The organism is Paraburkholderia sp. CHISQ3 (genome assembly GCF_030464945.1).
Taxonomy (GTDB): domain Bacteria; phylum Pseudomonadota; class Gammaproteobacteria; order Burkholderiales; family Burkholderiaceae; genus Paraburkholderia; species Paraburkholderia megapolitana.
This window is the reverse complement of the sequence record NZ_JALPRG010000008.1, coordinates 265,393-280,682: the sequence shown is the minus strand read 5'-3', so window position 1 is coordinate 280,682 and position 15,290 is coordinate 265,393. Positions and strand designations below refer to the sequence as shown.

The 15,290-nt window shown below is 62.7% G+C and carries 12 protein-coding genes; 9 read left to right on the top strand and 3 right to left on the bottom strand.

Translation table 11 applies throughout. The features are described from left to right. Positions 1-24: 24 nt before the first annotated feature. Together M0D65_RS20830 and M0D65_RS20825 are read right to left on the bottom strand one after the other, a co-directional pair. The gene (locus tag M0D65_RS20830) at positions 25-1,119 is read right to left on the bottom strand and encodes a porin (RefSeq protein WP_091009249.1); all 1,095 of its coding nucleotides are present in this window, start codon (positions 1,117-1,119) and stop codon (positions 25-27) included. A 490-nt stretch (positions 1,120-1,609) separates the two neighbouring features. After that, complete coding sequence (locus tag M0D65_RS20825; protein ID WP_266254362.1) at positions 1,610-2,110, bottom strand: hypothetical protein; 501 nt, start codon at positions 2,108-2,110, stop codon at positions 1,610-1,612. Positions 2,111-2,642: 532 nt separating this feature from the next. On the opposite strand from M0D65_RS20825, the gene M0D65_RS20820 reads away from it, so the two are divergent. The 8 genes from M0D65_RS20820 to M0D65_RS20785 all read left to right on the top strand — a co-directional run bounded on the left by M0D65_RS20820 (position 2,643) and on the right by M0D65_RS20785 (position 10,766). Further along, positions 2,643-3,668 (top strand): bile acid:sodium symporter family protein, encoded by a 1,026-nt coding sequence (locus tag M0D65_RS20820; RefSeq protein WP_266254361.1) that lies wholly within the window; start codon positions 2,643-2,645, stop codon positions 3,666-3,668. 409 nt (positions 3,669-4,077) lie between these two features. Next, a complete protein-coding gene (locus tag M0D65_RS20815; protein ID WP_266254360.1) occupies positions 4,078-5,661 on the top strand; it encodes a methyl-accepting chemotaxis protein in 1,584 nt (527 codons plus the stop codon). Positions 5,662-5,816: 155 nt separating this feature from the next. Continuing rightward, positions 5,817-6,803 carry a LacI family DNA-binding transcriptional regulator gene (locus M0D65_RS20810; protein WP_266254359.1) on the top strand — a complete coding sequence of 329 codons (987 nt, stop codon included), beginning with the start codon at positions 5,817-5,819 and terminating at the stop codon, positions 6,801-6,803. Next, positions 6,800-8,098: an AGE family epimerase/isomerase gene (locus M0D65_RS20805; RefSeq protein ID WP_266254358.1), complete on the top strand. Its 1,299-nt coding sequence runs from the start codon at positions 6,800-6,802 to the stop codon at positions 8,096-8,098. Before M0D65_RS20810 ends, M0D65_RS20805 begins: the two co-directional genes overlap by 4 nt. 5 nt (positions 8,099-8,103) lie before the next feature. Continuing rightward, a complete protein-coding gene (locus M0D65_RS20800; RefSeq protein WP_266254357.1) occupies positions 8,104-9,027 on the top strand; it encodes a carbohydrate kinase in 924 nt (307 codons plus the stop codon). 117 nt (positions 9,028-9,144) lie between these two features. Further along, positions 9,145-9,366, top strand: coding sequence for a hypothetical protein (locus M0D65_RS20795; RefSeq protein WP_266254356.1), 222 nt, complete (start codon positions 9,145-9,147; stop codon positions 9,364-9,366). A gap of 67 nt (positions 9,367-9,433) precedes the next feature. After that, entirely contained in the window at positions 9,434-9,679 is a 246-nt protein-coding gene (locus M0D65_RS20790; protein ID WP_091009224.1) for a hypothetical protein, read from the top strand. A gap of 175 nt (positions 9,680-9,854) precedes the next feature. Beyond that, positions 9,855-10,766, top strand: coding sequence for an ion channel (locus tag M0D65_RS20785; RefSeq protein WP_266254436.1), 912 nt, complete (start codon positions 9,855-9,857; stop codon positions 10,764-10,766). Positions 10,767-10,778: 12 nt separating this feature from the next. On the opposite strand, the gene M0D65_RS20780 is transcribed toward M0D65_RS20785, so the two are convergent. Next, entirely contained in the window at positions 10,779-11,396 is a 618-nt protein-coding gene (locus M0D65_RS20780) for a glutathione S-transferase family protein (protein WP_266254355.1), read from the bottom strand. Positions 11,397-11,663: 267 nt separating this feature from the next. Here M0D65_RS20780 and M0D65_RS20775 point away from each other — a divergent pair, with 267 nt between their 5' ends. After that, on the top strand, positions 11,664-15,245 hold the full coding sequence (locus M0D65_RS20775) for an indolepyruvate ferredoxin oxidoreductase family protein (RefSeq protein WP_266254354.1): 3,582 nt from the start codon (positions 11,664-11,666) through the stop codon (positions 15,243-15,245). Positions 15,246-15,290 lie beyond the last annotated feature (45 nt).

Genomic DNA, 15,290 nt, shown 5'->3' with positions numbered 1-15,290 from the left:
ACTGATCCGCGCGGTCACATACGCTTAAAACTTCGCCCGAACCCCCACCCCAAAAGTATCCCCAGTCGACTGGCTACTAATGTGGTCGTTCATATACGCCGCATACACATCCGTGCGCTTCGACAACGGATAGTCGTAGCCGAGCGCCCACGTCTGATGCGTCTGGTCGAGCCCACCTTTGTCGCGCGAATAGGCGTACGACGCCATCACGGTACCCGTACCGAGCGGCACACTGACGCCGCCTTGCGCGGTATTCACATGCCAGTTGCCGAACACGTCTCGAACGTTCTTCGTGTACATGTACTGGCCGAAGAACTTCACGTACTTCAGATCGTACGAGAGGCCCAGTTGCGCGACGCTCTGGCTCTTCAGGCCGGTGACAAGGCTATTCAGTTCGCTCGGATCGGCGGGAACGCTCGTGTTGAAGTTCACGTACTGATACACCGCGGTGGCCGCAAACGGACCATGGAAATACAACGCCTGCGCACTCCACTTCTTCAGGCTGTTGTCCGACGCGTTGTTGCCGAAGCCGTACATCACAGCCCCGCTCAAGCCGTTGAAGTTCGGTGTCTGATACTGGATCGCGTTGTCCCAGCCCGAATCGCCGACCACGCCCTGGTCCGTCGTGTAGGTCGGGAACGTGCCGAGGCCGAGGAACACGTGATACACCATCGGCGAGAACGTATACGAGTCGATGAACGGATTGAACAGGATCGTCGACACGAACAGTTGCGTGGTCAGACGGCCGGCCGTCACGGTGCCGTAAGGCGACTCGATGCCGACGTAGGAGTTACGCGCAAAGAAACGGTCGCCAGGGAAGCGGCCATACTGGCCGTTCTGCGCGAGGAAGAAGTCTTCGAGTGTGAAGATGGCCTTGTAGCCGCCGCCCAGGTCTTCGCTGCCCTTTATGCCCCAGTACGAAGTCGACATCCCGCCGCCACCGACCACCCACGAACGCTGGTTGCCTGGAAATTTCTGCGAGCCGACCCATTCGTCGACCTGACCGTAAAGCTGCACGCTCGATTGCGCGAACGCCGACGATGCGCCCGCCAGTAAACCTGCCACGACGATCGCCTTCAAGGACGTTTTCAGCACATCGCTGACCATTGTTGTTCTCATGGATTCTCCAGTCTTTGTCAAAAGTGAGGTGGCTGTGCGGCGGGGAGCTCACGCGAACCGTTGTTGCCTGCTGCTTGTTGGTATCCGGTCGATCGTCGAGCCAATCAGGGCTCAACCATGTTTGCGGACCATTTTTATGGACAAAAATATGTACGGTTATTGCCGGTATAGCGTTCTGATTAGTTTTTACTGATATCGACCTGATAACGGGTCGAGTGAAACAGGACAAACTGCACTGCCACAAACCGTTTTATCGACTGCTCATGCCCGGTACGGCTAAAGCGGTGGATTCAACCGGGCGTAATCCGGCGCGCGGATGATGCACTGCCGCACGCCTCTGACAATTGGATGACGAACCCCTTCTTGCGAGCGAGCAATTTCAAAAAAGTGTGGTGTGCATACGTCACTTATGGACGTGCGAAATCGCGCCACCAGGCGGTGACGGAGCAAAAGAAAGAGGAAAAAGCGGCCGGGTTACCTCAGAGCGCGCTCAGTTGCGATAGGGCGACGCGCCAGGGCGCGAGAGGTCTTCGGGCGGTCGGGGCGGCGGCCGGCTAAAACCGCGCTCTTCGTTATATCGCGCGACGTCTTCGCGGATCGAGCCGGCCCGGACCATGGTCGAATTGCCGGACTGGCGCGGCACCGGCCGCGTTTCGGCGCTTACCGGTGTGATCGCGCCGGCATACTGCGGCGCGGCGCGCGGGGCCATGCGCGGAATGCCGCGGAAACCATTGCCGCTGGGCATCACACCCGGGCCACGCGCCACATTCATGACGCGGTCGGGACGATTGCCGTAGTTGCTGAAGCTACGGGCATCGGGGCGTCCGCCGCCACCGAACGACCGCGGCGCGAAATGAGCAAAGTGCCCGCCGCCACCGCCGCCGAAGCCGCCGTGCCCCATCATCACGGGTCTCGCTTGGGCGAACGAAGCCAGGACGACGAGAATCGCGCCCAATAACCACTGCTTCGCTGTTGACGATGCTGCTTGCACGGTAATCCACCTGCCCGACGACCCGCCCAGACCCGCCGCTCGGACGACAACGGAATCTGTCCGGGGAAATCACATCCGATGCGCATTTTTCGCATCCGCAGCTATCCCCGATGGCCCTGTACAGTAATTTATGGGTCCCCCTAAAACGTGTCGAGCCAAAAAGTGTTATGCCCGCCGAACGGTTGTAACACCGTGTTACTGCGGCGTTCCGGCGAGTAATCCGCCGAATAACCGCCCGAGAAAACTCTCGTTGAATAGACGGAAAAAACCCTCATCGCTTTTTAACCAGAAACGTTTCCAGCAAAAACTACGGCGGCATTTTTAGACCAGATCGAAAGATAAAAGCGTGACCGTCGATACCGGCAGGAAAGACCCGTCTCATGCCGGTAATTCATCAATCAATGCCTCAAATGAATTTGCATTTTCAATCGCTTTGCCGGGACAATAGCCGCACCTGAGCGTGCGTAGCACGCGTCGTCGCGTTGCCAGGACACCGCGGCGATTCAAGCACTACCGTATCGAGATTCCGAAGATGGCCCGCCCGAAACTGCTTCCCGACAACTTCACGCTGTGCCTGATCGGCACCGTGATCTTCGCCAGCCTCCTGCCCGTACACGGCCAGGCCGGTGTCGCGTTCAACTGGCTGACGAACGTCGCGATCGGCCTGCTGTTCTTCCTGCACGGCGCCAAGCTGTCGCGCGAAGCGATCGTGGCGGGAGCGACGCACTGGCGCCTGCACGTCGTCGTGCTGCTCAGCACGTTCGCGTTGTTTCCGCTGCTCGGTCTCGCGCTCAAACCGCTCCTTTCGCCGCTCGTCACGCCGGCGCTCTATGCCGGGGTCCTCTTCCTCTGTACGTTGCCGTCGACGGTGCAGTCGTCCATCGCGTTCACGTCGATCGCCAAGGGCAATGTGCCCGCCGCGGTGTGCAGCGCGTCCGCATCGAGCCTGCTCGGCATCTTCATCACGCCCGCACTGGTCGGAGTGGTCGTCACTAACCAGTCTGCCGGCGGCGCATCGCCGTGGCATACGGTGTGGAACATCGTGTTGCAGCTGCTTGTGCCGTTCATTGCCGGGCAGTTGCTGCGGCCGCTGATCGGCGACTGGATCGAGCGCAATCGCGGCGTACTGAAGTTCGTCGACCAGGGCTCGATCCTGCTCGTCGTGTATGGCGCCTTCAGCGAAGCAGTGAATGAAGGCTTGTGGCATCACATTCCGCTCAGCGCGCTCGGCGGGCTCGTCGTGGTCAATGCAGTACTGCTCGCGCTGGCGCTCGCCGTCACGATGTTCGTCAGCAAGCGGCTCGGCTTCAACCGCGCGGATCAGATCACGATCGTGTTCTGCGGATCGAAGAAGAGTCTTGCCGCCGGTGTACCGATGGCAAAGGTGATCTTCGCGTCGCACGCGGTCGGTGCCGTCGTGCTGCCGCTGATGCTGTTCCACCAGATCCAGCTGATGGTGTGCGCCGCGCTCGCGCAGCGCTGGGGCGCGCGCGACACGAGCGGCGAAGGACGCGCGGCCGCGCAAAAAAACGGCCCCGCGGCGGTGGCGCGGCGTTGATGCCGCGCCAGATGTGAACCGGATGTTCATGAGCGCAGACCTTCCTGTGCGTGATCGACGAAAGCCGCCCCGTGCGGCTTTTTTCTTGCGGACGATCATTTCAACTGCAAAGGCGTGAGCTGTCGCTTAGGCCGGATGGGCTAGATCGCGCGACTCGTTACGTCGCACTACCCAATCGGCAAATGCACCGCCGCAGTGCGACGCTTCATCAAAGATTCACTTAATTCGCCGCCATCCCCGCCGATAAGCCGAACGTCCACCGTCTTCGGCTCTTTGCGATGTCCTCGCGCTCGTCTTTCCGTTCCGTTGCGCCGAGCAAAGCAACCCTGATCGCGCAATGCGCAACGCCCAATCCCGGCAACGTCACGTCATTCGCGTTGCCACCCGCGCTTCAACTTCCCGCACACACATGACCCGCCTTACCGTCAAAACCCGCCTGTATCTGCTGATGTCCGTCGTCGTTCTCGTTCTGGTCGCCGCCGGCGGCATCGGCCTGTATGGCGTCGCGCGTACCGATGCCGCGCTCGAGCAGGTCTTCGAAGGCCGCGCGAAAGCGCTGCAACGCATCTCGTCGATCGACGATCTCGCTGCGCAAACGCACTACGCGATCAGCGATGCGGTGCTCGATCCGTCGGCGGCAAAAACATCGGCGGTGGTCGATGCCGCGTCGCGCAATATCGCGAGCATCGACCGCTGGCTCGGCGAATATCGCGCGTATCCGCTCGACTCGCAGGAACACACGCTCGCGAACCGCTTCGCCGACGACTGGACCACGTTGCGCGATAAAGGCATCGCGCCGACGGTGGCTTTTCTGAAGGCGAACAATCTGTCGGAAGCGCAGTGGGTCGTCACGCAGTCGCTCGAACCGGCGGCGCAGCGCGTGAAGCGCGAGACCTCCGCGCTGCGGCAACTGCAGGTCGAATCGGCGCAACGCGAATACGATCGTGCGCAGGGTGTCGCGCGTACCGTGCAGGTGCTCGTTGCCGCGTGCATCGCGCTCGGCGCGATCGTCGTCGGCGCGTTGTGCTGGACGATGGCGCGGTCGTTGTATCGACAGCTCGGCGGAGAGCCCGCGTATGCAGCGGCGATCGCTAACGCAATCGCCCAGGGCGATCTCGCGATCGACGTGCGCATAGAACACGCTGCGCACGGTACAACCCACAGCGTGCTGCACGCGATGCTCGCGATGCGCGACCGGCTCGCCGCGATGATCGGCGCGATCCAGCATGCGGCGCACGGCATCTCGCACGCGACCGGTGAAATCGCCAACGGCAATCACGCGCTCTCGCATCGCACCGACGAGCACGCCGCCGGCATCCAGCAAACGGCAAGCAGCATGGAACAGCTCGCCGCGACCGTGAAGGCCAACGCCGATCACGCGCGCGAAGCAAACGTGCTCGCGTTACACGCATCGTCGAAAGCGGAAGACGGCAACGAAGCCGCCGTCGAGGCGATGAACCGCATGGAATCGCTGAGCGAACGGTCGCAGAAAATTCGCAGCATCACCTCGGTGATCGAAGGCATAGCGTTTCAGACCAACCTGCTCGCGCTGAACGCAGCCGTCGAAGCAGCTCGCGCCGGCCAGTCGGGTCGCGGCTTCGCAGTCGTCGCGCAGGAAGTGCGGGCGCTCGCGCACCGTAGCTCGCAAGCGGCCAAAGAAATCTCGGCGCTGATCGCCGCGGTGACAACGGAGGTCGAGACCGGTACCGAGACGGTTCGCAAGGCAGGCAGCACGATCGTCGAGATGCTCGGCTCCGTGCAAAGCGTGGCGGCGCTGATCGACGAAATCTCCCATGCCTCCGACGAACAGAGTTCGGGCATCGAGCAGATCAACCGGGCCGTCTCGCAGATGGATCAGATGACGCAGCACAACGCGCTGCTCGTGCAGAAAGCGGCCTCGGCGGCCAACGCACTCGCCGACGAAGCGTCCGTGCTGCGCGAAGCCGTGGCGATCTTCCGGGTCGGTGAAGCACCGGCTTTAACACTCGTTTAGCGAATTTTACTAAACAATACATTTATCATAGAAGAGCCTGTATACGGGTATCTACGTGTATTGATAAAGCGGTTTAAGGGGTTTTCTGTCGACGTTTTACTATACAATCCTCGACACCTGAAACCGCTGCGGCGCACCCGCGTCTGCCCTGATCGATGACCACCACCATTCGCGATGTCGCCCGTGAAGCAAGCGTGTCGATCGGCACGGTTTCGCGCGCGCTGAAAAATCAGCCTGGCCTGTCTGACGCGACCCGGGTGCGGGTCGTCGAGACCGCGCGCCGGCTCGGTTACGACGCGGCGCAGTTGCGCCCGCGCATTCGCAGGCTGACGTTCCTGCTCCATCGTCAGCACAACAACTTCACGACCACGCCGTTCTTCTCGCACGTGCTGCATGGCGTCGAGGACGCGTGCCGCGAACGCGGCATCGTGCCGTCGCTGCTCACCGCGGGCCCGACCGAAGACGTCGCTCAGCAAATGCGTGTGCACGCGCCCGATGCGATCGCCGTAGCCGGTTTCGTCGAACCCGAAACGCTGGCAACGCTCGTCGCAATGCAGCGGCCGCTCGTGCTGATCGACTTGTGGGCACACGGTCTGCGCTCGGTGAATCTCGACAACGCGGCCGGCGCCGCGCTCGCGATGCAGCATCTGTTCGAACTGAAGCGCAAGCGCATCGCGTTTATCGGCGGATCGCTTGCGCACTTCAGTATTGCGGAGCGTGCACTCGGCTACCGGCGCGCATTTTTCGAAGCGGGCCTGCTGTTCGACCCGTCGCTCGAAGCACCGATCGACGCCGGCCTCGATCCGGACACCGGCGCCGCGCTCGCCATGCAGCGTCTGCTCGACGCATCCGGTCCGCGGCCCGACGCCGTCTTTGCCTATAACGACGCCGCAGCGCTCGCCGCGCTGCGCGTCTGCCTTGCACGCGGGCTGCGTGTGCCGCAGGACATCGCGATCATCGGCTTCGACGACATTCCTGCTGCCGCGCACGCCACACCGCCGCTGTCCACCATCGCGGTCGACAAGGAAGCGCTCGGGCGACGCGGCGTCGAACTGCTGCTTGCCGACTCGCCACCCGAACTCGAAATCCGCTTACCCGTCCACCTGATTACCCGCGCCAGCACTTCAGTGAATAAGCCATGACGCAGACCGACACGCTTCAATCCACCCCTTCCGCGGACGCACCGGTAGCCGTGCCGCCCGTTGCAAGTTTCCGCGAGCGCGGCTTCCTGCTGTCGCACATCGAGGACACGTTGCGCTTCTACGCGCCGAACGTGCTCGATTCGACCGGCGGTTTCTATCACTTCTTCCGCGACGACGGTTCGATCTACAACCGCACGACGCGGCATCTGGTCAGCAGTTGCCGGTTCGTTTTCAACTACGCGATGGCGTATCGGCAATTCGGCGATCCGCAGCATCTCGAGTACGCGCGTCACGGGCTACGCTTCCTGCGCGAAGTGCACTGGGACCCGCGGCACGAAGGCTACGACTGGGAACTCGAATGGCGCGACGGCGAGAAGCACACGCTCGACGGCACGCGCCACTGCTACGGCCTCGCGTTCGTGCTGCTCGCCTACGCGCATGCGGCGATGGCCGGTGTCGAGGAAGCGAAGCCGCTAATCGCTGCCACCTTCGAACTGATGGAAAAGCGCTTCTGGGATGCTGCCGGCGGTCTCTACGCCGACGAGGCGACGGCCGACTGGCAGGTGAGCGGTTATCGCGGGCAGAACGCGAACATGCACACCACCGAGGCGCTACTCGCCGCGTATGAAGCCACCGGCCATCTCGTCTATCTCGACCGTGCGGAACGCGTCGCGTCGAACATCACGCTGCGCCAGGCGAAGCTGTCGCAGGGACTTGTGTGGGAGCATTTTCATGCGGACTGGTCGGTCGACTGGCACTACAACGAGGAAGACAGTTCGAACATCTTCCGTCCGTGGGGCTTCCAGCCTGGTCACCAGACCGAATGGGCGAAGCTGCTGCTGATCCTCGAACGACACCGGCCGCTGCCGTGGCTGCTGCCGCGCGCCATCGAACTCTTCGATGCCGCCATGTCGCGCGCATGGGACAACGATCACGGCGGCCTGTACTACGGCTTCGGACCGGACGGCACGGTCTGCGATCACGACAAGTATTTCTGGGTGCAGGCCGAGACGTTCGCGACCGCCGCGCTGCTCGGCAAACGCACCGGCAACGAACGGTTCTGGGACTGGTACGACGAACTCTGGCGCTATAGCTGGAGCTATTTCGTCGATCACCAGTACGGCGCGTGGTACCGCATCCTCACTTGCGACAACCGCAAGTACAGTGATGAAAAGAGCCCCGCCGGCAAGACCGATTACCACACGATGGGTGCCTGCTACGAAGTGCTGATCCACGGGCTGGACAGCGCGTCGAGTGCGTCGGCTGCGCCTGTCGCGACCCTCTCCGCACGGTGAACCGCATGACCGATCCGACCACATTGCCCCAGTTCGTCTCCGCAGGCGACATCCTCACCGACCTCGTCCGTACCGATACCTCGAACTGGCTGTCCGTGCCCGGCGGCGCAGGCTGGAACGTCGCGCGTGCCGTTGCACGGCTCGGCGTGCCGACCGGTTGCGCGGGCTCGCTCGGCACCGACCATTTCTCCGACCAGATCTGGAACGCAAGCGTCGCGGCCGGACTCGACATGCGCTTCCTGCAGCGCGTCGATCGTGCGCCACTGCTCGCTATCGTTCACGAAACCCATCCGCCCACCTACTTCTTCATGGGCGACAACAGCGCGGATCTCGCCTTCGATCCATCGCAGTTGCCCGACGGCTGGATGAAGCAGGTGAAGTGGGCGCACTTCGGCTGCATCAGTCTCGTGCGACAGCCGCTCGGCGAAACGCTTGCTACGCTCGCCGCCACGCTGCGCGCCGGTGGCGTGAAGATCAGCTTCGATCCGAACTACCGCAACCTGATGGCGCATGGTTACGAACCGACGTTGCACCGGATGGCCGCGCTCGCCGATCTGATCAAGGTTTCCGACGAAGACTTGCGCCTCATCTTCAAGACCGACGATGAAGCGGCCGCGCTCGCGCAACTGCGCGCGCTGAATCCGACGGCCGTCGTGCTGGTCACGCGTGGCCCGGAAACGGCGACATTGATCGACGGCGCTACGATCGTCGAGGCAAAGCCGCCGCGCGTCGAAGTTGCGGATACGGTCGGTGCCGGCGATGCGTCGATCGGCGGGCTGCTGTTCAGCCTGATGGCTTCGCCGCAACGTCACTGGAACGAGCATCTCGCGTTCGCACTCGCGGCCGGTGCCGCGGCTTGCCGTCATTCGGGCGCGCATTCGCCGTCGCTTGACGAAGTCGTCGCGCTGCTGCCTCAGGGCGGCGCATAGCCTTAGTATGGGCCGCGCCGCCTCTGTGCGGGCGGCCCGAAAAACCTTACGAAGTGCCCCCCGGTCGACGCCGAATCATCGTGCTAGGATGGATCTTCCCCTCGCAGGAGATGCATCATGGACGACATCACCTATACCAAAGGGATCTACACGGCCACTGCAACGGTGCGTCCGTTAGACGACGGCAAGTATCACGGCATCGTGTCGCTCGCACGCGATGCAGGTGACGGGCCGGAGAACACGGTCTACGAAGTGGAGGCGAGCTCGCCCAGCCCGGAAGAAGCCTTTGAAGAAGCGAAGGCGCTCGCCCATCGCATCCTTGGCGAGATTGATCTGTAGTTTGCGAACCGTACCGCAATCCGCGGGCACGTCGCGCCGCTCTTTTCCTACGTTGCTGGAGGCCCAGATGGCTGAACAGCTCTTCCTCTACGGCGTCTATACGATCCACGTGCGCCCGCTCGAATTGCAGGGCTCGCACTGGGACGCCGAATACGAGATCCGACATCGCAACAAGGCAGTGAAACCGTGGACCACGGTCGGCGGCGACGCCGGCTATCTGGATCAGGCCGATGCGATCGAATCCGCGCATCAACAGGCTGTTGGAGACATCGAGCGCGGTGCGGGTATTCCGAAGCCGCGCGGTTTTCCCTGACCTGACGACCGACGCGGCGTGGCGCATGACCTGATCGCAGCTGTCGTAGCGGCTGTAGATACGTGTAGCCGGCGTGCTACGCTGTGCGCGTTTTCATTTTGACGGGAACGCGATGGCTACAGGCTCAGACGATCGCCGCTTCGACGCATCCGCGTCCGATACCGCCGATGCACCGATGCGCCGCCGCGGGCGCCGGCTGAAGCTGGATGATCGCGTCGTGTTCGCCCAGGGCCTGCCGATGCCGCTCTGGCAGGACCTCTACTACCAGGCGCTGCGGGCCAGTTGGCCATCGTTCTTCGTCTCGCTGGCAGTGCTGTTTCTGCTGCTCAATACCGCGTTCGCTTCGCTCTACATGCTCGGCAGCACGCCGATCGCCAACCAGTTTCCGAAGGGCTTTGCCGGCGCGTTTTTCTTCAGCGTCGAAACGCTGGCGACCGTCGGTTACGGCGACATGCATCCGCAGACGATCTACGCGCATCTGGTCGCGACCGTCGAGATCTTTATCGGCATGTCGGGCATCGCGCTGGCGACCGGGCTGATCTTCGCGCGCTTCTCGCGCCCTCACGCCAAGATCATGTTTTCGCGCTACGCGATCGTGCGGATGCTCGACGGGAAGATGACGCTCGTCGTGCGAGCGGCGAACGGACGGCAGAATGTGATTGCGGAAGCGCACGCAAGGCTGCGGTTGATGCGTGTCGAAGTTACGCCGGAAGGCTATCGGTCGCGCAAGATTCGCGATCTCGCGCTGATACGCGACCAGCATCCGATCTTCCAGCTTGGCTGGAGCCTGATGCATATCATCGATGAAACGAGTCCGCTGTATGGGCAGACGGCGGAGTCGCTGGCGGCTTGCGATGCATCGTTATTGGCGATCATCGAAGGCTCCGACGAAACCACCGCGCAGACGATGCAGCAACGCAAATCGTGGCCGGCTGCGGATATTCGCTGGCAGTACCGCTATATCGACTTGATGCACGACGAAGATGGGGTGAGCTATATCGACTACTCGCAGTTCGATGAGGTCGTGCCGCTTGAGCCGCATGAGATGATTCCGGCGGGGGTGGTGGCGGATATGCAGCGGGGGTGAGGCATACACCGATTACCGCGTAACCTTCAACGCCGCCAGTTCCCGCTGTTCAACCGCCACCGCCCGCGCATGACCATCGCGCGACACCGCCCGCTCGACAAAATCGCCGATCCGCCCTTTCGGCTCCAGCAGCTTCGCAGCAAACGCAATCTGCAACGTCCCGGCAAGCAACAGATCGGCAGCGGTGAAGCGTTCGCCAAGCAACCATTCGCCTTCTTCGAGCGCACCGTCAACCGCGTGCCGCACACGATCGAAATCCCCCCACCCGAAGCTAAACGTATTGCCAGAAGCACCGGTGATCTTCTCAGCCATCGCCGGTTCGAGACAGCCCGGCGTAAAGAACAGCCACTGCAGGAAACGGCCGCGCAACGGATCGTCGATCGCTGCACCAAGATTCGCAGCGGGAAAGCGGTCGGCAAGATACAGCAGCACCGCACCTGATTCAGCGACGCGCACGCCATGGTCATCGAGTGCGGGCAGCTTCGTCATCGGGTTAACGTCGCGGTAGTCGGCAGTGCCCTGCTCGCCGGCGCGGATGTTCACGTGAACAAGCTCGTAGCGTGCACCGATCTCTTCGAGCATCCAGAGTGCGCGAAACGCGCGGGTCTTCGGCCAGTAATAGAGTTTCATCTGACGGCTCCCGGATGCGGAAAGGAAGCTGTCAGCGTACAGCAATGCACCGGCGGCGGGCGTGTTATCGACGGTGCCCACGCACCCGACCAGGGTGCCCGGTAGAACTCACTCAAAAAACCGATTAAACACCGCGTGCGTCGCGCATTCAGACGGACAGCGCGGCAAGTTAGCAAAAATATTCTCCATTCGGCGCGAAAAAATAGAGTCTCTTTCGCCACGCCCGGGATCGCCCGGCGTGGCGAATGCATAACAGGAGACTCCACAATGACCGCCCGCCTGCCCGTCGACGGAACGCCCGCCCTCTCGGACTACCGTCTCTCGGACAATCTCACCGCTACGCGCGGCCGCATCTTCCTTACCGGTACTCAAGCGCTTGTTCGTCTCGCTTTGATGCAGCGCGACGCCGACCGCGCGCGTGGCCTGAGCACTGCTGGCTTTATCAGCGGCTATCGCGGCTCGCCGCTCGGCATGGTCGACCAGCAGTTGTGGAAAGCGAAGAAGCTGCTCGACAGCCACGACATCCGCTTTCTTCCCGCGATCAACGAAGAACTCGGCGGCACGGCCGTGCTCGGTACCCAACGCGTCGAAGCAGACCCGGAACGCACCGTCGAAGGCGTGTTCGCGATGTGGTACGGCAAGGGACCAGGCGTCGACCGCGCCGGCGATGCACTGAAGCACGGCAACGCATACGGCTCGTCGGCACACGGCGGTGTACTCGTAGTAGCCGGCGACGACCACGGCTGCGTGTCTTCATCGATGCCGCATCAAAGCGACTTCGCGATGATGGCGTGGCACATGCCGGTCGTGAATCCGTCGAACGTCGCCGACATGCTCGAATTCGGCCTGTACGGCTGGGCGCTGTCGCGCTACTCGGGCGCATGGGTCGGCTTCAAGGCCATTTCGGAAACCGTCGAATCGGGCTCGACCGTCGATCTCGATGCGCTCCACACCACCTGGGATGCCCCGAGCGGTTTCGAGCCGCCCGCGGGCGGTCTGCACAACCGCTGGCCCGACCTGCCGAGCCTCACTATCGAAGCGCGCCTCGCCGCGAAGCTCGACGCGGTACGGCACTTTGCGCGCACCAACAGCATCGATAAATGGATCGCCCCGAGCCCGCACGCAAACGTCGGCATCGTCACGTGCGGCAAGGCGCATCTCGACCTGATGGAAACGCTGCGCCGGCTCGACGTGACGGTCGCGGACCTCGAAGCGGCAGGCGTGCGGATCTACAAGGTCGGCCTGTCGTTCCCGCTCGAAATGACGCGTATCGATGCGTTCGTCGCAGGGCTCTCCGAAGTACTCGTGATCGAGGAGAAAGGTCCGGTCATCGAGCAGCAGATCAAGGACTATCTGTACAACCGCCAGGAGGGCGCGCGTCCGGTCGTGATCGGCAAGCACGCGCAGGACGGTACGCTGCTGCTGTCGTCGCTGGGCGAACTACGCCCGTCGCGCATCCTGCCGGTGTTCGCGAACTGGCTTGCGCGGCACAAGCCCGCGCTCGATCGCCGTGAGCGCGTGGTCGATCTCGTCGCGCCGCAAATCCTCTCGAACGCCGCCGATGCAGTGAAGCGCACTCCGTACTTCTGCTCGGGTTGTCCGCACAACACCTCGACGAAGGTGCCCGAAGGCTCGATCGCGCAAGCCGGCATCGGCTGCCACTTCATGGCGTCGTGGATGGAGCGCGACACGACGGGTCTGATCCAGATGGGCGGCGAAGGCGTCGACTGGGCCTCGCACTCGATGTTCACGAAGACGCCGCACGTGTTCCAGAATCTCGGCGACGGCACCTACTTTCACTCGGGCATTCTGGCGATCCGCCAGGCAGTCGCAGCGAAAACCAACATCACGTACAAGATTCTCTACAACGATGCGGTCGCGATGACAGGCGGCCAGCCTGTGGACGGCAGCATCTCGGTGCCGCAGATCGCGCGTCAGGTCGAAGCGGAAGGTGTGTCGCGCTTCGTTGTGGTCAGCGACGAGCCGGAAAAGTACGACGGTCATCACAATCTCTTTCCGCTGGGCACGACGTTTCATCACCGGCGCGAACTCGATACGGTACAGCGCCTGCTGCGCGACATCGGCGGCGTCACGGTGCTGATCTACGACCAGACCTGCGCCGCCGAAAAACGTCGGCGCCGCAAGAAAGGCGAGTTCCCCGATCCCGACAAGCGCCTCTTCATCAACGAAGCCGTCTGCGAAGGTTGCGGCGATTGCGGTGTGCAGTCGAACTGCCTGTCGGTCGAGCCGGTCGAAACGCCGCTCGGCAGAAAGCGTCGCATCGACCAGTCGTCGTGCAACAAGGACTACTCGTGCGTGAACGGCTTCTGCCCGAGCTTCGTGACGATCGAAGGCGGCAAGCTGAAGAAAGCCGCGGGCGTCGCGTTCGACGTGGAAGCGCTGGCCAAGCGGGTCGATGCGCTGATCGTGCCGACGCCTCAGCTAGATGCTGCACCGTATGACATCCTGGTAACGGGTGTCGGCGGTACAGGCGTCGTGACGGTGGGCGCATTGATCAGCATGGCCGCGCACCTCGAAGGCAAGAGCGCGTCGGTACTCGACTTCATGGGCTTTGCGCAGAAGGGCGGTTCGGTGCTGTCGTTCGTGCGTTTCGCCGCACGCGATGAGTGGTTGAACCAGGTGCGCATCGATACGCAACAGGCCGACGTTCTGCTCGCCTGCGATATGGTGGTCGGCGCGGGCGCCGACGCGTTGCAAACCGTGCGTCATGGCCGCACCCGCATCGTTGTGAACACGCACGCGATTCCGAATGCGACGTTCGTGCAGAACCCCGACGCCAACCTGCATGCAGACGCGCTCTACGAAAAGATGCGCCACGCGGCCGGCGACGAACGCATGTCCGCCTGCGATGCGCAATCGCTAGCCACGCGCTTTCTCGGCGACACGATTGGCGCGAACATCCTGATGCTCGGCTTTGCGTGGCAACTCGGGCTCGTGCCGGTCTCGCTCGGCGCGTTGATGCGCGCAATCGAACTCAACAACGTGGCCGTGCCGATGAACCAGCTCGCGTTCGCAGTCGGCCGTCTCGCTGCCGCCGATCCGGCAGCACTCGAAACGCTGTGGCAGGCGCGTCATTCGGCCAAACCGGCGGTGAATCTCGACACGCTTGATCAACTGATCGCCGATCGCGAAACGCGTCTCGCAACCTATGGCGGCGCAGCGTACGTGAAGCGTTATCGCACGCTCGTCGATGCGGCACGCAAGGCCGAAGGCGGCGCCAACGACGACCGTATCGCACGCGCCGTCGCGACCACGTTCTATCGTCTGCTTGCTGTGAAGGACGAGTACGAGGTCGGTCGCCTGCATACGGACAAGGCGTTTCGCGAAGCACTCGAAGCGCAATTCGAAGGCGTAGCGGGTAAGGATTTCGGTGTGAAATTCAATCTCGCGCCGCCGGGACTCGCACGCTCGAAGCACGGTGAAGTGCCGCGCAAATTGACGTTCGGACAATGGATGTGGCCAGTGCTCGGCATGCTTGCAAAGTGGCGTGGACTGCGCGGCACGATGCTCGATCCGTTCGGCAAATCGCTTGAACGGCGCATGGAACGCGCGCTTGCTGGCGACTACGAAAACACCCTGCTGCGAGCCTTCGCCGTGTTGCAGCCCGATACCGCCGAAGTCGTCGCGAAGCTCGCCGATCTGCATGCACGTGTGCGCGGTTATGGCCACGTGAAGCTGGCGAACCTCGCGGGTGTGAAGCGCAGCGAGCGCGATCTGGCTGCGCAGTTGCAGATCGATGCGGTGACGTCGTCGGCAGTTCAGCAGGCGCTCGCCGAGGTGAAAGGCGCGGGTACGTTGCGCGGTATTCCGGTGGTTGTGGCGAAGTGAGCTGTAAAACGTGCGCCGTGCAACCTGCGGCGCACGCTGTCATGT